General features: G+C 70.5%; 20 protein-coding genes. 10 read left to right on the top strand and 10 right to left on the bottom strand.

The window, feature by feature from the left end; genetic code table 11:
- The first annotated feature begins 95 nt into the window (after nucleotides 1–95).
- From FHR72_RS03155 to FHR72_RS03145, 3 genes are all read left to right on the top strand, one after another.
- A complete protein-coding gene (locus FHR72_RS03155; protein ID WP_183466420.1) occupies nucleotides 96–668 on the top strand; it encodes a DUF2231 domain-containing protein in 573 nt (190 codons plus the stop codon).
- A gap of 14 nt (nucleotides 669–682) precedes the next feature.
- Nucleotides 683–2,275: a phospholipase D family protein gene (locus FHR72_RS03150; RefSeq protein WP_311736037.1), complete on the top strand. Its 1,593-nt coding sequence runs from the start codon at nucleotides 683–685 to the stop codon at nucleotides 2,273–2,275.
- A gap of 167 nt (nucleotides 2,276–2,442) precedes the next feature.
- The gene (locus FHR72_RS03145) at nucleotides 2,443–2,925 is read left to right on the top strand and encodes a hypothetical protein (RefSeq protein ID WP_183466418.1); all 483 of its coding nucleotides are present in this window, start codon (nucleotides 2,443–2,445) and stop codon (nucleotides 2,923–2,925) included.
- A 42-nt stretch (nucleotides 2,926–2,967) separates the two neighbouring features.
- On the opposite strand, the gene FHR72_RS03140 is transcribed toward FHR72_RS03145, so the two are convergent.
- The 3 genes from FHR72_RS03140 to FHR72_RS03130 all read right to left on the bottom strand — a co-directional run bounded on the left by FHR72_RS03140 (nucleotide 2,968) and on the right by FHR72_RS03130 (nucleotide 5,769).
- Nucleotides 2,968–3,651, bottom strand: a complete 684-nt coding sequence (locus FHR72_RS03140; protein WP_183466417.1) for a cysteine hydrolase family protein — start codon at nucleotides 3,649–3,651, stop codon at nucleotides 2,968–2,970.
- Nucleotides 3,648–5,021 (bottom strand): uracil-xanthine permease family protein, encoded by a 1,374-nt coding sequence (locus tag FHR72_RS03135; RefSeq protein WP_183466416.1) that lies wholly within the window; start codon nucleotides 5,019–5,021, stop codon nucleotides 3,648–3,650. The genes FHR72_RS03140 and FHR72_RS03135 overlap by 4 nt, the downstream gene beginning before the upstream one ends.
- 136 nt (nucleotides 5,022–5,157) lie before the next feature.
- Complete coding sequence (locus tag FHR72_RS03130; RefSeq protein ID WP_183466415.1) at nucleotides 5,158–5,769, bottom strand: TetR/AcrR family transcriptional regulator; 612 nt, start codon at nucleotides 5,767–5,769, stop codon at nucleotides 5,158–5,160.
- 42 nt (nucleotides 5,770–5,811) lie between these two features.
- Between FHR72_RS03130 and FHR72_RS03125 the strand changes: the two genes are divergently transcribed.
- Nucleotides 5,812–8,052, top strand: coding sequence for a glycoside hydrolase family 3 C-terminal domain-containing protein (locus FHR72_RS03125; protein WP_311736036.1), 2,241 nt, complete (start codon nucleotides 5,812–5,814; stop codon nucleotides 8,050–8,052).
- 238 nt (nucleotides 8,053–8,290) lie between these two features.
- On the opposite strand, the gene FHR72_RS03120 is transcribed toward FHR72_RS03125, so the two are convergent.
- A complete protein-coding gene (locus FHR72_RS03120) occupies nucleotides 8,291–9,433 on the bottom strand; it encodes an MEDS domain-containing protein (RefSeq protein ID WP_183466414.1) in 1,143 nt (380 codons plus the stop codon).
- 84 nt (nucleotides 9,434–9,517) lie between these two features.
- Nucleotides 9,518–9,829, bottom strand: a complete 312-nt coding sequence (locus FHR72_RS03115; protein ID WP_183466413.1) for a CBU_0592 family membrane protein — start codon at nucleotides 9,827–9,829, stop codon at nucleotides 9,518–9,520.
- 98 nt (nucleotides 9,830–9,927) lie between these two features.
- On the opposite strand from FHR72_RS03115, the gene FHR72_RS03110 reads away from it, so the two are divergent.
- Nucleotides 9,928–10,854, top strand: a complete 927-nt coding sequence (locus FHR72_RS03110; RefSeq protein ID WP_183466412.1) for a LysR family transcriptional regulator — start codon at nucleotides 9,928–9,930, stop codon at nucleotides 10,852–10,854.
- A 16-nt stretch (nucleotides 10,855–10,870) separates the two neighbouring features.
- Here the strand turns inward: FHR72_RS03110 and FHR72_RS03105 are convergent, their stop codons facing one another.
- The gene (locus FHR72_RS03105) at nucleotides 10,871–11,833 is read right to left on the bottom strand and encodes an AraC family transcriptional regulator (RefSeq protein WP_183466411.1); all 963 of its coding nucleotides are present in this window, start codon (nucleotides 11,831–11,833) and stop codon (nucleotides 10,871–10,873) included.
- Nucleotides 11,834–11,914: 81 nt separating this feature from the next.
- Here FHR72_RS03105 and FHR72_RS03100 point away from each other — a divergent pair, with 81 nt between their 5' ends.
- The 5 genes from FHR72_RS03100 (at nucleotide 11,915) to FHR72_RS03080 (ending at nucleotide 16,350) form a co-directional block, all read left to right on the top strand.
- Complete coding sequence (locus tag FHR72_RS03100) at nucleotides 11,915–12,751, top strand: NAD(P)H-binding protein (RefSeq protein ID WP_183466410.1); 837 nt, start codon at nucleotides 11,915–11,917, stop codon at nucleotides 12,749–12,751.
- Between the two features lie 70 nt (nucleotides 12,752–12,821).
- Nucleotides 12,822–14,081 carry an oxygenase MpaB family protein gene (locus FHR72_RS03095; protein WP_183466409.1) on the top strand — a complete coding sequence of 420 codons (1,260 nt, stop codon included), beginning with the start codon at nucleotides 12,822–12,824 and terminating at the stop codon, nucleotides 14,079–14,081.
- 95 nt (nucleotides 14,082–14,176) lie between these two features.
- Nucleotides 14,177–14,440, top strand: coding sequence for a hypothetical protein (locus FHR72_RS03090; RefSeq protein WP_183466408.1), 264 nt, complete (start codon nucleotides 14,177–14,179; stop codon nucleotides 14,438–14,440).
- A gap of 161 nt (nucleotides 14,441–14,601) precedes the next feature.
- A complete protein-coding gene (locus tag FHR72_RS03085) occupies nucleotides 14,602–15,597 on the top strand; it encodes a hypothetical protein (RefSeq protein WP_183466407.1) in 996 nt (331 codons plus the stop codon).
- A 144-nt stretch (nucleotides 15,598–15,741) separates the two neighbouring features.
- Nucleotides 15,742–16,350, top strand: a complete 609-nt coding sequence (locus tag FHR72_RS03080; protein ID WP_183466406.1) for an FHA domain-containing protein — start codon at nucleotides 15,742–15,744, stop codon at nucleotides 16,348–16,350.
- Here the strand turns inward: FHR72_RS03080 and FHR72_RS03075 are convergent.
- From FHR72_RS03075 to FHR72_RS03060, 4 genes are all read right to left on the bottom strand, one after another.
- On the bottom strand, nucleotides 16,343–19,321 hold the full coding sequence (locus tag FHR72_RS03075) for a Kelch repeat-containing protein (RefSeq protein ID WP_311736035.1): 2,979 nt from the start codon (nucleotides 19,319–19,321) through the stop codon (nucleotides 16,343–16,345). The genes FHR72_RS03080 and FHR72_RS03075 overlap by 8 nt on opposite strands.
- A 90-nt stretch (nucleotides 19,322–19,411) precedes the next feature.
- Nucleotides 19,412–20,743: an ammonium transporter gene (locus tag FHR72_RS03070; RefSeq protein WP_183466405.1), complete on the bottom strand. Its 1,332-nt coding sequence runs from the start codon at nucleotides 20,741–20,743 to the stop codon at nucleotides 19,412–19,414.
- A 96-nt stretch (nucleotides 20,744–20,839) separates the two neighbouring features.
- Nucleotides 20,840–21,667 (bottom strand): Rossmann-fold NAD(P)-binding domain-containing protein, encoded by an 828-nt coding sequence (locus FHR72_RS03065; RefSeq protein WP_183466404.1) that lies wholly within the window; start codon nucleotides 21,665–21,667, stop codon nucleotides 20,840–20,842.
- A complete protein-coding gene (locus FHR72_RS03060) occupies nucleotides 21,664–22,167 on the bottom strand; it encodes a nuclear transport factor 2 family protein (protein ID WP_183466403.1) in 504 nt (167 codons plus the stop codon). The genes FHR72_RS03065 and FHR72_RS03060 overlap by 4 nt, the downstream gene beginning before the upstream one ends.
- Nucleotides 22,168–22,235 lie beyond the last annotated feature (68 nt).

Here is a 22,235-nt window from a genome sequence, read left to right as displayed (position 1 = left end):
TCGCTCATCCCTGGGACGGAGCCGTCGCCCCATTCTCGACATCCCCCGGAGATTTTCCACGGTTGGGCCCCGCGTCACCCGGGTAGATCGGGTCCATGAGCAGCCTTCATGCACTCCTGGCGCGCGTCGAGGACGCCGCCTCCCTCGATGACACCGCCGACAGGGCGGCCCACGTCGCCGACCGCGTCGTCAGCCGCGCCGGTCTGGCCGGCCTGCTTCGCGGGTCCTGGCTCGGCCACCCCGTCCACCCCCTGCTGATCACCGTGCCGGTCGGCACCTGGCTGAGCGCCGCGGTCTTCGACCTCGGGTTCAAGGACGCCACCACCGCGCGCCGCCTGCTCGGTGTCGGGCTGGCGGCCACGCCGCCGACCGTGCTGGCCGGATGGGCCGACTACGTGCTGCTCGACCGGCGGCAGCGCCGGGTCGGGTTGGTGCACGCCGCCTCCAACGCGGTGGGGGTCGCGATGCTGTCGCTGTCCTATCGGGCGTACCGCCGCGAACGGGAACGCGCGGCACGCACGTACCTGCTTCTCGGACTCGGGGCGATGGGCGTCGGCGGGGCGCTGGGCGGGCATCTGTCCTATGCGCAGGGGGCGGGCATGTTCCGGTGGCAGCCATGGCGCGCCGTGACGAACCGCAGCCCCGCCGAACATCTGCGCGCGGCCTGAGATCCGGTGTCCCGGTGGCCGAGGTAGCGGACTGGTTCCTGACGACGGCGCAGCGCGGCAACCCTGCGACCGAGATGCCGGACTGGTGCACCGGCAACCGGGTCGAGCCACTGATCCACGGCGCGACGTACTTCGACCGGCTCGCCGCCGAGGTCGAAGCGATGCAGCGCGGCGACTGCCTGTTCTTCACCGACTGGCGGGGTGACCCCGACGAACGGCTGCGCGACGACGGGCCGACCATCTCCGAACTGTTCTGCGGGGCCGCGAAGCGGGGCGTGACGGTCAAGGGTTTGATGTGGCGCTCGCACCTCGACAAGTTCTCCTACAGCGAGGAAGAGAATCAGCATCTCGGCGACGCCATCGAGGCCGCAGGCGGTGAGGTCCTGCTCGACCAGCGGGTCCGGTTCGGGGGCTCCCACCACCAGAAGCTGGTGGTGCTGCGGCATCCCGGCGCCCCCGAACGCGACGTCGCGTTCGCCGGTGGCATCGACCTGTGTCATTCGCGCCGCGACGACCATGAACACCGCGGCGATCCCCAGGCGGTCCGGATGGCCGAGGCCTACGGCGACACGCCGCCGTGGCACGACGTCCAGTTACGCATCCAGGGCCCTGTCGTCGGGGCGCTGGACGCCACGTTCCGCGAACGCTGGACCGACCCCTCGCCGCTGGACATGCTCTCGCCGATCGCGTGGATCGCCGACAAGCTGCGCCGCGCCGATCTGACCCCGGACGAGCTGCCCGCACAGCCGCCCGACCCGGGCGAGCGCGGGCCGCACTCCGTCCAGGTGCTCCGCACCTATCCCGATGCGCACTTCTCCTACGCCTTCGCCCCGCGCGGGGAGCGCAGCGTGGCGCGCGGCTACACCAAGGCGCTCAAGCGGGCCAGGCGCCTGATCTACCTCGAGGACCAGTACCTGTGGTCCAAGCACATCTCCCAGCTGTTCGCCGAGGCCCTCGCCGCCAATCCCGGCCTGCACCTCGTCGCGGTGGTGCCCCGGCATCCCGACGTGGACGGACGGTTCGCGCTGCCACCGAACCAGGTCGGCCGCAGGCAGGCGATCGACACGTGCCGCGATGTCGACCCGCAGCGGGTGCACATCTTCGACGTCGAGAATCACGCGGGCACACCGGTGTACGTGCATGCCAAGGTGTGCGTCATCGACGACGTGTGGGTCAGCGTCGGCAGCGACAACTTCAACCGGCGGTCGTGGACGCACGACAGCGAGCTGTCCTGCGCGGTGCTCGACGAGACCCGCGACGAGCGTGATCCCCGCGATCCGGCGGGACTCGGCGACGGTGCCCGCCTCTTCGCCCGGGACCTGCGCCTGCGCCTGCTGCGTGAGCACCTCGACCGCGCCGCGGACGGCAGCCAGGACGACGGCCTGCTGGACCCCGAGGACGCCGTCGCCACGATCGCGTCGTCGGCGGCGGCCCTGCAGGACTGGTATGACGGCGGCCGGGCCGGACCTCGGCCACCGGGGCGGCTGCGGCCCCACCGGCCCGAGAAGCTCGGCCGGCTCACCCGTCTGTGGGCCGAACCCGCCTACCGCGCGTTCTACGATCCCGACGGACGCAACTACCGAGACCGGTGGCGTCAGCGCTGGTAGCGCTCCCCTCCCCCTCGCCCGGACGTGCCTGTGCCATGCCGGGCTGTTCGCCGTGTCCGATTCGAGATCAAGGTTTGTCTCATTTGTCACATGGGTAACTCTGTTCACAGCGCGGCGGCGCGCCCGCGCACACCACACCCTGAGAAAGAGACGAATGGGATTTCGGAATGAACACAGTCCTGTACTTCAGCCCTCGCGGCGCAGTTTATGAGACCCGGGCCTACACCAAGGCCGACATCGAGAAGCTCATGCACGACCAAGGGCTTTACTGCCTGACCAGCACCGACCGCCAGTTCGACTTCTGGTTCAGCCCGTCGACCCCCGGCTGCCAGCGCCGGGTGAACCGTGCGGCCACCGAATTGCTCATGGCCACCACCAATTTCAGTGCCAAGTCCGTCCCGCTGCTGCGCGGATGTGTCGTGGTCGCGACCCACGACGCCGACGGCGATCTCGACGGGCTCAGCTGGCAGCAGCTCGATCAACTTGTGCAGCACAGTAACTCGATCTCCAAGCGCGACGACCGGGCACTGGACCGGCGCATCGCCAAGGACGCCACCCGCCATCGTCGCAAGGCCGTGCCCGCGGCCGCTCCGGCTCCGGCGCCCGCCCCCGTCAGCTGCGCGCGCCCGCGCGCCTCGGCGGCCCGCTGATCCGCGCGCTCGACACCCGCGCCACCGACGCTCCCGGGGGACTCAGGCGTCCCAGCTCTCAAGCAGGGATTCCGACGACGTCACCAGCCCGAGGTGCAGTGAGACGATCGACAGCGCAGCCGACTCCAGCCCCTCGTCGGTTCCCCGCACGAGATCGTGCAGCACCGTCACCCGGTAACCGAGGTTGGACGCGTCGAACGCGGTGTTGAGCACGCAGCAATCGGCCATGATGCCGTCCAGCACCACGGCGGTGACGCCCATCTGGCGCAGCAGGAAGTCCAGGTCGGTGGGGTAGAACGCCGAGAGACGCTTCTTGCCGGTGACGATCTCGTCGCCGGGGGCGACCGCGGTCGCGAACTCCGTCCAGCGGCTGCCCTGCAACGCGTGCTGTTCGGCCCCGGGTATCGGGCCCACGTGCTGGGGGAACGTCACCCGCCACGCGCTCGAGCTCGCGCCCTTGACGTCGTCGGCTCCCGACGCCCGCAGTTCGGATCGCACGTGGATGACCGGTACGCCGCGCTCGCGGACCTGCCGGTGGAAGGCGTCGACCGGTCCGATGATGTCGCGGCCGCGGGGCGCCGGGCACGGGCACTCCGGGTCCTCGGACAGATGGCCCTCGTGCATGTCGATGGACACGACGGCGGTGCGGCGGGGATCCAGCCACGCCGCGAAGTCGGCGCGCGGGTCGAGGTCGTGTTCGGCGCCGTGCACCAGGTGGCGCGTCATGACGCCTCGTGCACCGGCGTGGGGGCGGCGACGTGACGGCGCTCCAGCATCGGGCGGGCACCGAAGTTGACCGCGATGTGCAGGCCGAGCAGCAGGAGAATCCCCAGCATCATGGGAGTGTCGATCAACCCTGCGACCTGAGGTGGCAGACCCGCCAGGATGTCCTCCGGAATCCACTGCGCGCCAAGGGAGACGATGAACGACGTCGCCGCAACGGCGACGTTGAGATCGTCCCAGCGGACCTTCTGCAGCATCTGCACGCCACTGATGGCGATGATGCCGAACAGGATCGTCGAGGCCGCCGAGAGCACGGCGCCGGACAGGCCCGCGATGAACAGGCTGACCTGGGGCAGGAATGCCAGCGCGAGCGCGAACGTGCCGGCGGCCATCGTGACGAACCGGCTGCCGATCCGCGTGATGCGGATGATGCCGACGTTCTCGGGGTAGGACGTCGTGCCGATGCCGCCGAACGCCGCGCCGACCGTGGAGCCGAGGAACTCGGTGAACAGACCCCGGTTGATCCGGTTCACCGAGAGCTTCTCCCCGCCCCAGCCGGCGACCAGGGTGTACATGCCCATGGCCTCGGCGCCGGCCTGGAAATAGGCCAGCAGCATCAGCACCACCACCGGCCAGGCCACCCCGAAGCCGAACGGGAACAGCGTCGGGACTCCGAGCAGGTCCGCCTGACCGATGTCCGGGGGCGACCAGACGCCGACGATCAGCGCCAGGATCGATCCGACCACGATCCCGGTGACGATCGCGGCCCGCTTGAACAGAGTGTTACCGCCGAAGATCATGCAAGCGACGATGACCACCACGACGACCAGGCCGATCCAGAAGCTCGACCAGCCGTAGCCGTCGGTACCCGGTGTGCCGAACCATCCGGGAAGTCCGATGCTGGCGAGCTGCGCGCCGATGATGATGAACAGGGTCCCGAACACGATCGGATCCGCCGCAAACCGACGGATGTGGCCGAAGAGGCCCCACCTCCCGACGGGGATGCTCAGCGCCATGAAGATCAGGCCGGCCACCACCATCGAACCGAACGCCGTGCCGAGATCGTAGGTCGCGGCCCCGGCAAGGATCGCGACGAAGAAGGCGGCGGTGGGACCCTGCACAATCGGAAGACGGACGATGCGGCTCGACTGCAGGATGGTGACCAGCCCCGTGAGCAGGAAGCAGGCCTGCACGATGCGGCTGACGTCCTGCTGACTCAGATCCAGCGTCGCGCCGATCAGGACGGGAAAGATCCAGATGCCCGTCAGCGCCAGCAGGTGCTGCAGCCCGAACAAGCCGGTCTTCGGCAACGACACGCGGTCCTGGATACCGACGTCCAGGACTGCGTCGTCCGCGACAGTGACTTCAGACACATCGTAATCATTACGCCGCTGCTGAACTGCTGTCAACCGGGTCGGGGAGGGTGATGACAGGCTGTAACCGCTGGTAACTGAGCTGTTACACGGAGCTGGATCGCGCCGCGGAGGTGGTAGGCAAATTCGACAGCACTCAAACTGATCGGCGCGCGCGCCGACCGAACAGACCCCCCGCAGCGTCCTCCCACGCCGACACCAGGTCCACCCGGTCCGGCTCCTGCAGCCACTGGATCTGCAGCCCGTCCATCATCGCCAGCAGCCGGCGGGCCAGCGCCTCGGGGTCGTCGGCGTGCCCCGAGGCGAGGTCGGCGAGCGCGGCGACCGCCCTGCGCCGTCGGCGCTGGAAGTACGCGTGCGCGGGGTGGGTCGGCGTCAGCGACTCCCCCTGCAGCACCGTGAACAGGCGCACCACCTCCGGCGCGGCGGCGTTGCGGCGCACGATCGCCGAGCACATCTGCCGCAGGAGCGGCACACCCGTCCGCCGTGGCTGCCCGGCCAGGTCCTCGGCGAGGGCACGGGCGTCCTCCTCGTCGCGATGGGTGAGGACTTCCAGCAGGAGCGCTTCCTTCGACCCGACGTGGTGGAGCAGGCCCGGCACGGTGATACCGCAGGCATCGGCGACATCCTGGGTGGACAGGCCCCAGAAGCCGCGCTCGGCGATCAGCGCTGTCGTCTCGGCGATGATCTGCCGACGGCGTTCGGCGGCAGGCAGGCGCCGTCGCCGGTCCCGTTCTGTGCGTACCATGGTCCACACACCCTAACTTAGTGACTACTCAGTAAGGCGAATGTGGCTGACAGATCGGATATCTCGGGCCTGACCCTGCAGGAGAAGGCGGCGCTGGGCGGCGGGGCGGACATGTGGCGCACGAAGGCGGTGGGCGACCTCCCCGCCATCGCCCTGGTGGACGGACCGCACGGCGTGCGGATGCCCTCCGACACCTCGACGATGAACCTCGACCCGTCGGGGACACTGCCCGCGACATGTTTCCCGCCGGCCGTCGCGGTGGCGCAGACATGGAGCCCAGCGTTGGCGCGACGAGTGGGTGAGGCGCTCGGCGCCGAATGCCGCCACTTCGGGGTCGACGTCCTCCTGGGCCCGGCGGTCAACATCAAGCGAGATCCCCGCTGCGGCCGCAATTTCGAGTACTTCTCCGAGGATCCGCTGCTCACCGGCGCTCTGGGCGTCGCGTGGGTGGACGGTCTGCAGAGCACGGGCGTCGGGGCCTCGCTGAAACACTTCGCGGCCAACAACACCGAAACCGACCGGATGCGATCGGACTCCGACGTCGACATGCGCACCCTGCGCGAAATCTATCTACGGGCCTTCCAGCGCATCGTCGAACACGCGCGGCCGTGGACCGTGATGTGCTCCTACAACCGCATCAACGGCGTTCCCGCCGCCGAGAACCACTGGCTGCTCACCGAGGTGCTGCGCGGCGAGTGGGGCTTCGACGGGGTCGTGGTCAGCGACTGGGGGGCCGTGAGCGACCGCCCGTCCGCCACGGCCGCCGGTCTCGACCTGGAGATGCCCGGCAGCGGCGGGCTCACCGACGCCGATCTGGTGGCCGCCGTCGAGTCGGGCGCGGTGTCCGCGGCCGACGTGGACCGCGCCGCCGCCCGGGTCGCACGGTTGGTTCGCCGCGCATCGGCTGGGGAGAAGCCGGGCGTGGCCTACGACGCCGATGCCCACCACGCCCTCGCGCGGGAGGTGGCCGCGCAGGCGATCGTCCTGCTGCAGAACGAGGGCGACCTGCTGCCGCTGGGTGCTGAAAAGATCGCTGTGCTCGGCGAATTCGCGCAGTCGCCGGTCTACCAGGGCGGCGGCAGTTCCCACGTCGTTCCGTCGGCGCTGGACATTCCGCTGGAGGAGATCCGTCGCCGCGCGGGCTCGAGCGAGGTCACCTACGCCCCGGGTTTCAGCACGACGCACGAGGATGACGGCCCTGCGCTGCGGGAGGACGCGGCGCGCCAGGCGGCGGACGCCGACGTCGCCGTGGTGTTCCTCGGCGTGCCCTCGGGGGCTGAGTCGGAGGGCTGGGACCGTGAGCACATCGACCTGCCCGCACCCCAGCTCGACCTCCTGCGTGCCGTTGCGCAGGTTCAGCCGCGGGTGGTGGCGGTGCTGTCCCACGGGGGCGTGGTGCGGTCCGGCACGGTCGCCGAGCTCGCACCGGCCGTCGTGGACGGCGCCCTGCTCGGCCAGGCCGGTGGCGGAGCGCTCGCCGACGTGCTGTTCGGCCGGGTGAACCCGTCGGGCCGGCTGGCCGAGACTGTGCCGCAGCGGCTTTCGGATGCGCCGTCCTACCTGAACTTCCCCGGCGAGTCGCGTCGCGTCCGCTACGGCGAGCGCGTCTTCGTCGGCTATCGCGGTTACGACGCGGCCGAGCGGGCCGTGGCATTCCCGTTCGGCCACGGGCTGTCCTACACCACGTTCGAGTACCACGACATCGACGTCCGCCTCGCCGCGGACACGTTGGCTGTGGGCCTCACGGTCACCAACACCGGCCCGCGTCAGGGTCGCGAGGTCGTCCAGGTGTATGCCGGTCTCGAGGGATCACGGGTGTCCCGTCCCCCGCGCTGGCTGGTCGGTTTCGGCGAGGTGATCCTGGAGCCGGGCGAATCCCTTCGGTGCACCATCGATGTCGGCCTCGACGAACTGGCCTACTGGAACGTCGACATCGACGCCTGGACCGTCGAGGAGGGCGAGTACACGATCTCGGTCGGGGCCTCCAGCCGCGACCTGCGTCTCACCACGTCGGTGCCGGTGGCCCCAGACCTCGGCGTCCAGGACTCCGCGCCGCCCGTAACACTGCAGTCGACCCTGGGTGAGGCCCTGGCCCATCCGAGGGTGGGGCCCGCGCTCGTCGACGCGATGCAGCGGCTCGGCGGGGACGGCATGCCGAACGCCGAGGCGATGGGCACCGATCTGCTGCGCATGATGGCGCAGGTGCCCCTGGACCGGATGGTGGCCTTCTCCGGCGGAGCGGTGACCCGCGAGGCCTTACAGGCCCTGCTGCAGGACAGCTGACCGCGCGAGAAGGTTACGACCGCCCGCGGGCGGGTAAGCAGGCAGTGCCGTGACGGTCGTTACGAATCACTCAGTAATTGTCACGGTGCCGTGCCCACTACCTGGAAGGGAAGCCTGCGATGACAACGCCTGAGCCTCAGGACGAGACCGAGGAAGTCTTGACCACCCCCGCCACCCCGGGTGCGGAGGCACTGCCGTCGGAATCCGAAGAGGGCGGGGTCTCACCCGAGTAGGGGTCTCACCCGAGGAGGTTCTGGATCTGCAGGAGGAAGTCGGTCGCGGCGTCCCGGTCGGGGCGCGGGCCGTCCGATCTCCACCTCTCGACCAGAAGGCCGGCGACGTCGCGGAGCTTGGCGTTGTTCTGCTGCGACATCACCTTCAACAGGCAGAACGCGTCGTCGTCGGTCAGGCCGTAAGCCTGCATCAGCATGCCCTTGGCCTGTTCGATCGCGGGTGCGTTGGCCAGTTTCGTCCGCAGATGGCTGACTTCGGCGATCAGGTCGACGTCTCGGTTCTGGGCGACGGACCCGGGTGTCAGCACGGTTCGCAGGTGGGTCAGGTCTCCCCCGGCGGCGGCCACTGCAGCGACGTCGGGGTGGGTGGTGCGCAGGGTGACCTCCACACCGTCGTCGCGAGCCACGGTATCGAGAACACGCAGTGTGTCGATCTCGGCGACAGCCAGATCAGTGCCGTCGATCTCGAAGTGCTGTCGACCGGTCTGCCGCCAGATGCGCCGCACGTCGCGCGTGAACGGCACGCTGCCGTGCTTGTCGATCTCGCCGCTGGCGGCGAGGTCCGCATCGTCGGTCGCATACAGCTGAAATGCGGCCGTGGAGTTGACATAGGGGTGCATGCACACCGGTGCCGGCGATCCCGTGGTCGATCCGGCACGGTCGAAGGCGCACAGCGCCGAGACAGGGAGCGACACCATCTGCCGGTCGACGAGGTACTCGAACACCGAGAACGCCTCGGTCTGTTCGGGGGTGCGCGACACCGCGGTGGCGTCGACGATCGCGCGGAATCCGGTGTGACCGTCGCTGATCGCCCGCTCGGTGGCCTCGACGCGGCGTCGCACGGAGGCCTCGGGATCGACGACGTCTGTGCCGGCGACGAATTCGTAGAAATCCGACACCACCGACACCTCGATCGGACCGTCGGCCACATCGGCGGCGAGCTCACCGCGCAGCTGATCGGCCTCGGCGGCCAGCGTCCTCGGTGTACCGTCCGCGACGTAGATCACGTACTGGCCGCACCGCAGGCCGTCGATGGCGTATTCCGCGGCGCGGCGCAGGAACTCGCGCCGGTGCCGGTATCCCCAACCGAGATGTCCGAACGGGACCAGCCCCGCGGCACTGTCGACGACAGCGTGTGCGCGACCCACTGTCATCACCACCCGTCGCCAACCTGGACATGGTCTGGCAATTTTACGCCTCGGCGCTGCCTGCGACGTGCCGGTCGGTGGCGCTCAGTGACTACAGAGGCAGTCCTGCCGTGGGCCGGACCAGTGGTGCGTCACCGTCACGCGGGTTGCGGGGACGACGGTCTTTCTGCGCAATGCGGCGTTCACCGTCACGACACCCACCGCGGCCCAGACGAAGTTCGACACCGCGCTGGGCCACGCGCCGTAGAGCGCGCCCGCGCTGCCGCCGAGCATCCCGCCGACGATGTTGAGCACCGCGTAGCGGCGTGAATTCGACTGCAGCCAACCACGACTCACCATCAGGTAAGCAAGAAGCGTCCCCACGGTTCCCACCCACCCCAGGGCTGCCGCGATCATTGCGCACCACCTTTGCACTCGTTGACGCGAACGAGTATCACGGCAGAACGGGTTAAACACAATTGAATAAGATTGCACTGTCGGTTTAGCATTTGTGAATGGATATCGACCCGCGACGGCTCCGTTATCTGCTCGCGGTGGCGCGCGCCGGCGGAGTGCTGGCCGCAGCGGACGAGATGCAGATGACCCCGTCGGCTGTGTCCCAACAGATCGCCCGGCTGGAGCGGGAGACCGACAGGGTGCTGATGACCCGCACCACCCATGGCTCGGCGCTGACACCGGAAGGGCACGCCCTCGCCGAGGCGGCCCTGCAGATCGAACAGACCCTGGCCTCGGTGCAGGTCCGGCTCGAGCGCGCGGACGCCGAGATCCAGGGCACCATGCGCCTGGGCGGCTTCCAGTCCTTCCTGGCGGTCGTCGTGGCCCCCCAGCTGGCGCAGTGGAAACGGCAACTGCCCGGGGTGCACTTCGAGGTCGTGGAGTCCGAACCCGAACCCCTGATGCGCGCCCTCAAAGACGGCGACCTGGATGCCGCGATCGTCGAACTCGACGCGGAGGACTCTCCGAAGAGGGTGCCGGCCGGCATGATCGAGGTGCCCCTGCTCGACGAGCCGTGGAAGCTGGTGGTGCCGGCGGGCACGCTGGCCTCCGACGTCGCCGAGCTGGGCCGCTTGGCCCTCCCGTGGCTGGGCATGGGGTTCTCCGGTGCCAGCGCCCACGCGGTGGCGCGACTGCGCCGCGCCAGCGGGATGAACCAGTCCACCGTGCACCGCTACTTCGCCACGCAGACCGCGCTCGCCCTGGTCGCGGCCGGGGAAGGGATGGCACTCATCCCGATGCTGGCGCTGCAGGGGGCGTCGCAGGACGGCATCGAGACGCTCGACGTCCCTGGGCTCGGCACCCGCCGCATCGTCCTGCGTAGCTACTCACGAGGGAAGCAGGCCAACAACCTGGTGACCACGATGACCGGTCTGCTACACGAGGCCGTGGCCCACCTGTCACAGGATGGCACCGAAAACGTCTGAGGCACAGTGCCTCTCGTCATTGACAGGATTGCGCCACCGCGTCCAGGCGGCGCAGCGCCGTGCGCCGGAACTCGCTCGGGTTGGCGCCGCGCACCCGTTTGAACGCCGCGCTGAACGTGAACGGGTCGTGATAGCCGACGGCACGGGCGATCTCGCCGACGGTCGCCGTGTCCTGTTCGACCAGCAGATCCATGGCCAGCGTCATCCGCCACCCGGTGAGGTAGCTCAACGGCGGCTCGCCGACGAGATCGGCGAACCGCTTGGCCAGCGTCGAGCGCGACACCCCCGTGCGCGCCGCGAGCGAGGAGACGGTCCAGGGCGCCGCGGGTTCGGCGTGCAGGAGCCGTAGCGCGTCGCCGACGACCGGATCACGTTGCGCCGACCACCATGCCGGCGGCGCGCCGCCCGGCCGGTCGAACCACTCGCGCAGCGTGCAGACCAGCATCCAGTCCAGGAGCCTGTCGAGCACGACCTGCTGACCCGGAATGTCGAGTGCGACCTCGGCGGCCAGATGGTCGAGCACGGCGTCGCCGGTACCGCCTCCGTCGACGCGCAGCACCGTCGGCAGTGCATCGAGCAGCCGGCGGCTGATCTCCCCGCGAACGGGATATGCGCCGACGATCAGTGTCGTGGTGCCGAATTCGCCGCTGTCGCCGTCGTTCCAGCCGAGCCGATGGCGGGTGCCGCCCTGGTCGGGCGTCGCGCAGAACTCCCCGCAGGCCACCGGCTCGGCCCGGGTGCCGACCTCGTCGACGAACGTGAACGTCTCCGGCCCGCGCACCACCACGGTGTCACGATCGCGCAGTTCGACAGGTTCGCCGTGGTCCGGCACGATCCAGCCCCGCCCGCCCAGGACCGTGCACAACGTCAGCGGTGCACCGTCCACGAAGTGCAGGGACCAGGGCGCCGACAGCGTGGAGCTGCCGAAGAGCGAGCCGTGCGCCCGCACACCACGGCACAGATCTCCGAAGACGTCCACTGCGCCCACCTTAGACGAATTCACAGGCAATGCGGCTTCAGACCCATGGAATCGTCCGACATGTTTCGGTTCACTGGGGACATGACTTCAGAAACCGTTCTCGTCCTGGGCGCCACCGGAAAGACCGGGCGCCGTGTCGCTGCACGGCTGCGGCTGCGCGGCACCCCGGTGCGGCTGGCGTCGCGCTCCAGTGAGACACCGTTCGACTGGTCCGATCCGGGCGGCTGGGACGCCGCCCTGCGAGACATCGACGCCGTCTACATGGTGGCGCCCGCGACGCCCGGACCTGCCCACGACTTCGTCGCCCGGGCGGAACGCGCCGGGGTACGGCGGATCGTGCTGCTGTCGGGGCGTGGCGCCGACACGTGGGGTGACTCGGAATTCGGCCGCGACATGCGCTCTGCCGAAGACGCCGTCCGCGGGTCGACGCTCGACTGGACAGTATTGCGGCCCAACAACTTCGCGCAGAACTTCGACGAGGAACTGTGGCTCGAGCCGATCCTGGCGGGCGAGCTGGCGCTGCCGGCCGCAGACGTCCCCGAACCGCTGATCGACATCGAAGACGTCGCCGACGTGGCCGCCGCGGTGCTCACCGACCCCGGCCCGCACGCCCGCCGGATCTACGAACTGTCCGGGCCGGACGCGCTGACCTTCGCCGAGGCGGCCGACGTCATCGCCCGGGCCGTGGGGCGACCGGTCACCTACAAGCAGATCTCGCCTGCCGAGTACACGGCCGCGCTCGTCGAGCAGGGCCTGACCGCCGACGACGCCCACCACATCGCCGAGATGTTCGTGATGATGGACCGCGGGGTGCTCTCGACACCGACCGACGGCGTCGCCGCGGTCCTGGGTAGACCTGCACGGTCATTCGAGGAGTACGTGCTGCGCACGGCGGTGTCGGGGGTGTGGTCGAGGTGACCCGCCCGCACGACTGAGGTCGGCCCCGGAAAGCAGCGCCGTGCGGCCCGTAGTGGGATATGACAGAGCGATGGCGAACCCAGCGCTGCGCCCGGCCGGAGCGCCCACGGCCTTCCGCTTCCCGGACACCACGGCGCGCCGCCGCCGTCTGCGCACCCTCGTGCGGCGGTGCACCGGGGTGGACCCGTTCCCGTCCGACGCGGTCGCCCGGGCGTTCATCGACGGGCTGAACGAGGGTGACCCGGTGGCCGAACGCTTCGTCGCCGAGACCTACCACGGCCCGCTGGGCGCCCGGAAGGCCCGCGACCTCGTCGAGGAGGCCCAGCGGGTCGGCATCGACAACGTCCCGGAGGCACCGGAATCGATGCGCGCTCTGTTCGACGAGTTCGAGCAGCTGCCCGACTGGGTGGTGCCCGAGCTCGTGGAGGAGGGCGCGGCGGTATGGCGGCGCTGGGCCTATGCGCTCGGGGCACTGGGCAACGCCGGCACCAACGACACCTACACCGAAGGCTGGCTGGCCGTGCCGCTCTCGCTGTCGGGCGGGTATGCCGGTGAACGCGCGCTGCACCGCTACCTGGAGACCTCGCGCTGGTGGATCGAGGTGTGCCGGCCGGGGGCGATCCTGACGCCCGGCTCGCCGGGGCGCGCCATCTCCCTGCACGTGCGCATCATGCATGTCAGTGTGCGGGCCAGGGTGCAACAGCACCCCGAATGGGACACGCGCCGTTGGGGTTTGCCGATCAGCCAGTCGGCGATGCTGCTCACCCTGCTCGGCGGCAGCGTCGCGCCGGCGTTCGGACTGTTCCCCCTGGGTCACCTGACCTCGCCGCGCGAGATGCGGGCCGTCCTGCACTTCAACCGGTACTGCGGACATCTGGTCGGCGTCCGCTGCGACGGCTACTTCCCGGAGAGTGTCGCCGACGCCTGGCGCATCCTGCTGATGGCCGACGCCGCCCGCAGCTACGACAGCGCGGCCAGCGGCGCCGAACTCGTCGAATCCTTCGTCCCCGCCTTCGCACCTCCGGCGGGGCTGCGTGGTGTCGCGCGACTGCGCTCCGAGTACCACTACCGCGTGCAGGCCGGCTATCTGGGCCTGTACATGCTGCCGTGGAACCGCCGACGCTATGAGTTGCCCTCGGCGATTCCGGGAATTGCTTTGCTGTGCCTGCGAACTCCGCTGATCGCCGCGATCGAACTGCTGCGCCGCGCCTCGCCTGCCCTCGACCGGCGCTGGCAGCGGTTCAACCTGAGGCGGTGGGAGAACTGGCTGCAGTGGCAGTCGGCGGGCCGGGCCGCGGCGTTCGAAGCAGCTACTCCGCTGCGCCGCTAGCGAGGCCGGATTGTTGGGATCGGTAGCCCACCGCCGCCGATGTACTCAGGTCATCACGTCGCCAACCGGGCGGCCATGACCAAAGGACCACCGCGATGACCTTCCTTCCCGCCCGCCTCCAGGAGCAGATCGACCGCGTCGACCGCACCCGCAGCCTGATCTTCGGCATCTCGGCCGGGGTCACCGCGCTGTGGGCGGTGTATCGCGTGTTCTGGCTGCTGTACTCGGCGTCCGTGCTCTCCAGCGTCGGACTGTCCTCGGCCACCCTGCTGTTCTCACTGGTGCTGTGGACCGCGGTCGGTCTGGCCTCGGCCGCAGTCGGTGCGGCGTTCCTGATCCGCTACGCCAGGAACACCTGACGATCACCCGGGGCCCCGGCGGCGACCTTGCCGCCCGGAGAGGTTTTCCTCACCGCCGGGGTCACCGATCTCCCTGCGCCGGGGATTACGACGGGCCTGCCGGTGACGCGACGATGGTGTCGTCCTGAACGACCCCCGCGACAACCGACCCGAGGAATCCCATGGTCACCACGACACGCATCGACGGCACCCGGCACCGCGAAGAACGCACCGTGCGTCTCCGCCCGATCGACCTGCGCCCGATCGACCTGCGCCCGGTCGACGTGCGCCCGACCGACCTGCGCCTGACCGACCTGCGTGTCCGCCCACTCCCGGCGAAGGCCCCCGTCGCCGACGGCGAGACGCGGCGCCTGCGTCCGCTCGACCTGCCGGTGGTGGCGACCGTGGCCAACACGGTCCGGCAGCGCTACGCCGATCTGAGTTCGATCGACAGTAGGCCCACCGCATGGACCGCCGCCCGCGTCGTCCTGGTGCTGGCGTTGGCGTCCATGCCCATCCTGGGGATCTCGGCCGACGTGTTCGGCCTGGTCCCGCAGAGCACGACGTCCGTGGCGGTGATCGTGCTGAGCGCCGTGCTGGGTGCGGTGATCGTCTTCTCCCCGCACCGCATCGACATGATCGTCGGGCGTGGGCTCATCGCCGGTATGGTGGCGTGCATCGTCTACGACGGGGCCCGACTGTTCGCCGTGCACATCCTGGGCCTGATGGGCGATTTCATCCCCGTGATGGGCTCCTGGGTCACCGGCGAGCCCGACACGACGGGTAGCGCCGCGGTGGGCTACGTGTGGCGTTACCTCGGCGACGGCGGCGGGCTGGGTGTCGCCTTCTTCGTCGTCGCGTTCGCGCTCGGCATCGACCGCTGGCGGAACGTGTACGCCGTGGCGGCCGCAGTGGTGTTCGCGGTCGTCCCGACATGGGCCGGGCTGATGGCGACCGTGGCCCTGGCGCCGCGCGGTCAGCAGATGATGTTCCCGCTGACGACCGCCACGGTGACGATCACGTTGGTCGGCCATCTGATCTTCGGCCTGGTGCTGGGGCTGGCCTTCCTGAAAGCCCCACGCGGACAGGGTCGCAGCGGGTGGCCGTGGCAGCCGCTGCTGTACACCGCACCGATGCGGCGGGTCGTCGGCTCCGTCCGCCGAATCACCCGCCACTGAGTTGACCCACCAACCGCGGGTCGCCGGGAGTTTCCCGGCGGTCCGCGGTGTCGTTGTGCGACTGCTTGTGGGACAACGGCGTTCGCGAGTTCCCTGCACGGCCCGACGCCGGTGGGTCAGAATTGCCGCGAGAGGAGGCCCGCCGTGCCGTCACATCTGGAGATCTCCACACCGGCCGGCCGGGAGCTGGTCGCGCTGAGCGGCCCACGGGCCACCCTCGGGAAGTCGTCGACGAACACCGTCCCCCTCGCACACGACGAGACCGTCTCGCGGTTGCACGCGGTGTTGGAGAACCTCGGATTCGCCTGGTCCATACGAGATCTCGGGAGCCGCAACGGCACCTACCTCAACGGCGAGCGGATCACCGCAGAGCGGGTCCTGCGCTCGGGCGACGAAGTGCGGGTCGGAAAGTCGCGGCTGCTCTTCTGGGAGGTTCGGAACGACGGTGACGGGCCGGAAGAGGAGACGATCTCCGCACAACCGCTGGACCTGCCGCCGCGGCTCACGCCGCGCGAGGTCGACGTCCTCCTCGTGCTGTGCCGCCCGCTGGTCTCCGACGCCCCGTTCCCCGAGCCGGTGTCGGTCCGGGGGATCGCGTCCGAGCTGTTCGTCAGCGAGGCCGCGGTCAAGCAGCACCTGCAGAACCTCTACGAGAAGTTCGGCGTCCCGGCGCAGGGAGATCGCCGCGTGCGGCTCGCCAACGAGGCGCTGCGCCGCGGCGCGGTGACGATCGCCCAGCTGCGCGCTACCTGAAGTCGAGCGCCTCGACGGTGGCCACAGGCCCCTCGTGGGTGGGCCGGTCGGCTCCCCCGATGCAGTAGACGGTGTTTCCGACCGCGGCGACCACCTGACCGTGCACCGGAGTGGTGATCGGCGCCAGCTCCGTCCATTTCCCGGCCGCGATGTCGTACATCTCCACTATGTCCAGCACGCGGGTCGGCTCCTCGCCCCCGACCGCGACGATGCGCCCGTCGAGGAACGCCGCGCCGTAGCTGCCTCGCGCAGTGGGCATGTCGGGCAACCGCTCCCAGGTGCCGGCGGCCGGGTCGAAGCGTTCCACCGCCGCGGAGTTCTCGTCGGCGCTCAGCGACCGGCCGCCGAGTGTGTAGACGTGGACGCCGTCGGACACCGCCGCGAGATGCTCACGGGGCGTGGGCATCGGCGCGCTCTCCGACCACGAGTCGCCGTCGAAGGTCTCGGTCTGCAGGACCAGCTGCTTGTCGTTCTGCCCGCCGAGGACGACCAGCCGGTCGCCCACCACCGCGGCAACAGGTGCGGCCCGCGGATACCGCAGGGGCGGCAGCTCGGTCCACTGCCCGTCGCGGAACGCGTACACCGTGTTCGACGCGCTGGCGATGCCGTCGCCGGCGCCGCCGATGACCACGACCTCGCCCCGGTAGGTCACGGCCGTGGCGTGGTGCAGCCCGACGGGCAGCGGGGGCTGGTCGCGCCACTGCCCGGTGCGCGGGTTGTAGGTCTGGACCGTCCGCAACGTCTCGCCGTGGTGGATGCCGCCGGCGATCCAGATCTCGTCGTCGAGCACCGTCCACGCCATCATCAGGCGGGCGCTCGGCGCGTCGGGCAGGGCGCGCCACGCCGGCGCCGGTTGCGGGCGGCGCGGCGGCAGCTTCAGGGCTTCGGCCGATGCGGTCAGCCGGCCGTCGGCGGTGGTCCCGCCGATCGCGTACACGGTCTTGCCCACCGCCGCGACCGCCGGTCCCTGCCGCACGGTACCCAGCGCGGGCAGGTCGCTCCACGCGGTCCCGGTCCCCTGTGTCGTCGTGAGGTCCAGCGCCACAACGTCTTTGGAGGCGCGCCCGGCGGAGCTCCCGCCGACGACCACGATGCGGCCGTCGGCCACGACGACCCCGGCGTCGCTGCGCCCACCGGGCAGCGGCGTCAGCGTCGCCCACGTGTCCGCGACCGGATCGTAGGCCTCCACGGTGTTCAGGTCGCCCGTTCCGGTGGTCCCGCCGATCGCGTAGACGCGGCCGTCGTCGGACGCCGCGCCCAGCAGGCGGCGGGGGGTCGGGATGGGCGCCGCGCGCCGCCAGGACGATCCGTCGAACACCTCGGTGGACGCCAGCAGGCGGCCGTCGGCGTCCACGCCTCCGGTGACGACGATCCGGTCGCCGACCACCGCGGCCCCGGCGGCGGCTCTGGGCTCCGTCATCGGCGGCAGCTGCGTCCAGTGTCCGTCGACCATCCGCCACACCTGATCGGTGGCGACGGCGGTGTCGGTCCCCTCGGTGCGCCAGCCGCCCAGCACGACGGGGTTTCCCCGCCACGTCACGGCCATGGCCCGCTGGACCGGGACCGGCAGGTCCTCTCCGCTCTTCCAGCCGTCCAGGGCCGGGTCGTACCCTTCGTGCGCTCCGCCGGCACGCCCGTCTGGACCTGCGCCGCCGAAAAGCCAGAGGGTGCCGTCGGTTTGGGTGGTGGCCACGCCACCGCGGACCACGCGCGCATCGGCGGTCGGGGTCCAGCCCGTCACCGTCTGCGCGGCGGGCACCGCCGACGACGCCCCGGCGGCTTCCCGGGCCTCACGGGGCGATCGAGCCATCTGTACTCCGGTGACGACGACCAGCAGGGCGGCCAGTGCCGCGGCCACGACCAGCAGCGGTCTGCGGCGCCACCGCCGCGGGGTGGGTGCCGCAGGTAGGGGTGCCGGGGACACGGATGCCGGAACGGGCACGGCCCAGGGCAGACTCGACGCGCTGATCGACGCGGTGTGGGCGAACATGCTCGCCTCCGGCACCACGCTGCGGGGGCTTTCGCCTGCACCAGCCGCCGCGGGTTCCGGGGGATTCACCGGCTCGCTGAGGGCCATCGGGTCGACGGGAATCCCGTTGCGGCGCTGCACTTCCTGCAGTTCACGCCCGAGCTCGTCGGCGGACGCCTGCCGGTCGCCCGGCTCGCGCGCCATGGCTCGCTCCACGGCGGCGCACACGTCGGCGGGGATCCCGTGGGGGCGCAGGTCGGGTACGGGTGTCTCGGTGATCCGCAGGTAGTGCGCGATCAGATCCTCGTCGGGCCTGCGCTCGTGCGGGGGCCCGCCGGCGATCAGCGCGTACAGGGTGGCGCCGAGGGAGTAGACGTCGGCCGCGGCGGTCGGCGGCCGGCCCCCCAACACCTCCGGGGCCGTGTACGACAGTGTGCCGGTGAAGAATCCGGTGACCGTCTTGTATCCGCCGGCGATGCGCGCGGTGCCGAAGTCACTGAGCTGGGGCTCGCCGTAATCGTTGACCAGCACGTTCGCCGGCTTGATGTCGCGGTGCAGTGTCCCGGTCCGGTGCGCGGTCTCCAGCGCCCCGCACAGCTTCACTCCGATGCGCAGCGCCTCGGGCCAGGCGACGGGGCCTTCGCGCCGCAGACGCTGGGCCAGCGATCCCCGCGCGTGGTACGGCATCACGAGGAAGGGGCGGTTCCGGTCGGTGACACCGACCTGCAGGATGTTCACGATGTTCGGGTGCCCGGACAGCCCGCCCATCGCGAAACCCTCACGCATGAACCGTTCCCGGTCGTCCTCGTCGAGGTCGGAGGCCAGGACCTTGATCGCGACACTGCGGCCCAGCGACTGCTGGTGGCAGCGGTAGACGACGCCGCCACCGCCGCGGCCGACCTCGGTGGCGTCCGGGAAACCGGCCCCGGCCAGTTCGGCGGCGATACCGGCGGAGGCCCGGCCGTCTTCTGCGGGAACGGGGCGATCTTCGACGCTGGGCACGGCAACTCCTTCGATGGGAATGCCGTGAGCGTGCACCTCTGCGTTGACGCCGCCGTTCGAGATTCGTGAAATGCCCTGTTCAGGGGCTTGTCAGCGCTGCGGCTCCGCGCGGTCGTCGTCGTCGCGCTCGGGCCGGGGCGCAGGCGCGCCCGGTGTGCCGAACAGGCCGGGCCGCCGCGGCGCGGCATGCCCGTGCACGCCCTCGGCGTAGGCCGTCTCGGCGTGCTGGGAGAAGTCGACACCCGACGTCTCGTCCTCGGCGCTGATCCGGAATCCCATGAAGCGGTCGATCAGCTTGGCCAGCGCATAGGACACGACGAACGCGTATCCCGCGACGACCACGACGGCCAGCGCCTGCTTGCCGAGCTGCGTCAGACCGCCGCCGTAGAAGAGGCCGCGCGGACCGCCGGTCATCACGTCGGTGGCGAGCAGACCGATCAGCAGCACACCCACGACGCCGCCGACGAAGTGTACGCCCACGACGTCGAGCGAGTCGTCGTAGCCGAGGCGGAACTTCAGGCCGATCGCGAAGGCGCACACCACGCCTGCGGCGATCCCGACCACGGCGGCGCCCAGGGTGTCGACGGTCCCGCAGGACGGGGTGATGGCGACCAGGCCGGCGACCACGCCCGAGGCCGCACCGAACGTCGTCGGCTTGCCGTCGCGCACCTGTTCGACGGTCAACCAGCCCAGCATGCCGAGGCAACCGGCGACCAGGGTGTTCAGGAAGATCGCCGCGGCGGTTCCGTTGGCACCCAGCGCCGATCCGGCGTTGAACCCGAACCAGCCGAACCACAGCAACCCGACCCCGAGCAGCACGAACGGCAGGTTGTGCGGACGCATGGCGTCCTTCTTGAACCCGATGCGCGGCCCCAGTACCAGAGCCAGTGCCAACGCCGAAGCGCCCGACACGATTTCGACGACCAGGCCGCCGGCGTAATCCAGCACGCCGAGGTCGAACAGCCAGCCGCCCGGCGCCCACACCCAGTGCGCCACAACGGCGTACACGACGACCGCCCACACCGGGACGAACACCACCCAGGCGGCGAACTTGGCACGGTCGGCGATGGCGCCGCTGATCAGCGCCGCAGTGATGATCGCGAAGCTGAGCTGGAAGGTGGCGAACAGCAACTCGGGTACCTGGCCGTGCGCCGTGTCGGGTGCGATCCCGCTCAGGCCGATGTGGGAGAGCCCGCCGATCAGTCCACCGGCGCTGTCCCCGGTGAACGCCAGGCTGTAACCGACCAGCAGCCAGGACACCGTGACCAGCGGGATGGCGATGAAGCTCATCATGATCATGTTGAGCACGCCGGTCGTGCGGACCATGCCGCCGTAGAAGATGGCGAGCCCCGGGGTCATCAACAGCACGAGGGCGGTACTGGTCAGCAGCCACGCGGTGGCGGCGGGATCGATCTCGTTCAACGCCCGGCTCCTTCGACGTCCGACTCCTTCGGCGGTCCCGAACGAGGATGTCGGGCTCGCGTTTCGGCTACGCGGCGATCGTGTTTCCGGAATGTTTCACAGCATCGACCGGTGGCGGGCCAGGAATTCCGCCACCGAACGCGCCGGGCGGCCCGTCAGCCGCGGCACCGTGTCGGTGACCCGGTCTTCGGAGCCGTGGCTGATCGCCTCGTCCATGCCGGCGAGCACTGCGGCGAAGTCGGCAGGGACCCCGCTCGCGGCGATCTGTTCGGCGCGCTCGGCGGCGCCGACGGCCTGGTGCCGGATCCGGCGTCCGGTGAGTTCGCCCGCCAGCGCGCACACCTCGGCGTAGCTCAGCGCCTGCGGGCCGGTGATGACGTGGGCGGCGTTCGGCGGGCGGTCCTGCAGCAGGCAGTGCGCGGCGACAGCCGCGATGTTCTCGGCGTCGACGAACGCGACACGCCCGTCACCGGTGGCCGTCGTGACGACCCCTGCCCGCAGCCCCGCCGCGACGGGGTGGTCGCCGAGAAAGTTCTGCATGAACCACGACGGCCGCAGCACGGCCCATTCCGGGGCGATCTCGGTGACCAGCCGGTACAGCGCGCCGAGCCCGCGGTCCGCGGGTTCGGTCGCCGACGAGCTGAGGAGCACGACGCGACGCAGGCCGAGCCGAAGCCCCCTCGTCAGGAACGGTTCCACGATCGGGGCGGGCTCGGCCTCGCCGACCGGAGCGACCAGGTACATCCTCTCCACCCCCGCCAGGGCCGGGTCGTAGGTGTCCGGGTCGTACCAGTCGAAGACCACGCCGCCGGGCGCGGGCCGGCGGCTGGCCTCCCTCACGTGCGCGCCCTGGGCGGTCAGCAGACGGCTCACCGCCTGTCCGGTGTTGCCCGTCGCGCCGGTGACCAGGATCGGGGCGCTCATGCCGGCTGCCCCAGCACCTCGGCGGCGGCTTGCGGGCTCCAGTAGTCCCGGTAGGTGACGATGCCGTCGTCCCCGACGCTGATCACCGCGATGTAGCCGAGCCGGTAGGGCTTCTGCGTCGCCACCGCCACCCCCTCGACCTCGAATTCCACGACGACCGTCGACGGATCTGCGGTCTGATGCCGGGTCTGGGAGGCGATGCCGCGGACGTCGAGCATGGCGGTGTATCCGGCGAGGTAGTCGACGACGGCGGCCTGCCCGTCCAGGCGGGCGGGCTGTCCGGCGGCAGCGAACGGAAACTCCATCGTGCCGTCGGGCGCCCACAGCAGCGCGAACGCCGTCATGTCGTGCGCCAGCAGCAGCTCCAGCCCGCGGTCGACGACGGCGTTGGTGTGCAGGCGCCGGGCCTCGTCGGTGGTCGGCCGGGACGCCGCGGTGGTCGGGCGGGACGCCCCGGGGTGATGAGACGCGGGGCGATGAGACGCGGGGGGATGAGACATCGGGGCTCCTCGTGATCGCGGGCTGTGGACGGGACGGTTCCGTCCCGTTCACAGTAACGCGGAAGCGG

This window comes from Mycolicibacterium iranicum (genome assembly GCF_014190915.1).
In the GTDB taxonomy this organism is placed as follows: domain Bacteria; phylum Actinomycetota; class Actinomycetes; order Mycobacteriales; family Mycobacteriaceae; genus Mycobacterium; species Mycobacterium iranicum_B.
Note: the sequence above shows the minus strand (reverse complement) of the source record. Positions and strands in the feature narration are given on the sequence as shown.

Coding starts and splice junctions, on each gene's coding strand:
- FHR72_RS03155 (WP_183466420.1), top strand. CDS start 96: ATGAGCAGCCTTCATGCACTCCTGGCGCGCGTCGAGGACGCCGCCTCC.
- FHR72_RS03065 (WP_183466404.1), bottom strand. CDS start 21,667: ATGAGCGCCCCGATCCTGGTCACCGGCGCGACGGGCAACACCGGACAG.
- FHR72_RS03095 (WP_183466409.1), top strand. CDS start 12,822: ATGGCGAACCCAGCGCTGCGCCCGGCCGGAGCGCCCACGGCCTTCCGC.
- FHR72_RS03090 (WP_183466408.1), top strand. CDS start 14,177: ATGACCTTCCTTCCCGCCCGCCTCCAGGAGCAGATCGACCGCGTCGAC.
- FHR72_RS03085 (WP_183466407.1), top strand. CDS start 14,602: ATGGTCACCACGACACGCATCGACGGCACCCGGCACCGCGAAGAACGC.
- FHR72_RS03145 (WP_183466418.1), top strand. CDS start 2,443: ATGAACACAGTCCTGTACTTCAGCCCTCGCGGCGCAGTTTATGAGACC.
- FHR72_RS03115 (WP_183466413.1), bottom strand. CDS start 9,829: ATGATCGCGGCAGCCCTGGGGTGGGTGGGAACCGTGGGGACGCTTCTT.
- FHR72_RS03100 (WP_183466410.1), top strand. CDS start 11,915: ATGACTTCAGAAACCGTTCTCGTCCTGGGCGCCACCGGAAAGACCGGG.
- FHR72_RS03060 (WP_183466403.1), bottom strand. CDS start 22,167: ATGTCTCATCCCCCCGCGTCTCATCGCCCCGCGTCTCATCACCCCGGG.
- FHR72_RS03130 (WP_183466415.1), bottom strand. CDS start 5,769: ATGGTACGCACAGAACGGGACCGGCGACGGCGCCTGCCTGCCGCCGAA.
- FHR72_RS03110 (WP_183466412.1), top strand. CDS start 9,928: ATGGATATCGACCCGCGACGGCTCCGTTATCTGCTCGCGGTGGCGCGC.
- FHR72_RS03140 (WP_183466417.1), bottom strand. CDS start 3,651: ATGACGCGCCACCTGGTGCACGGCGCCGAACACGACCTCGACCCGCGC.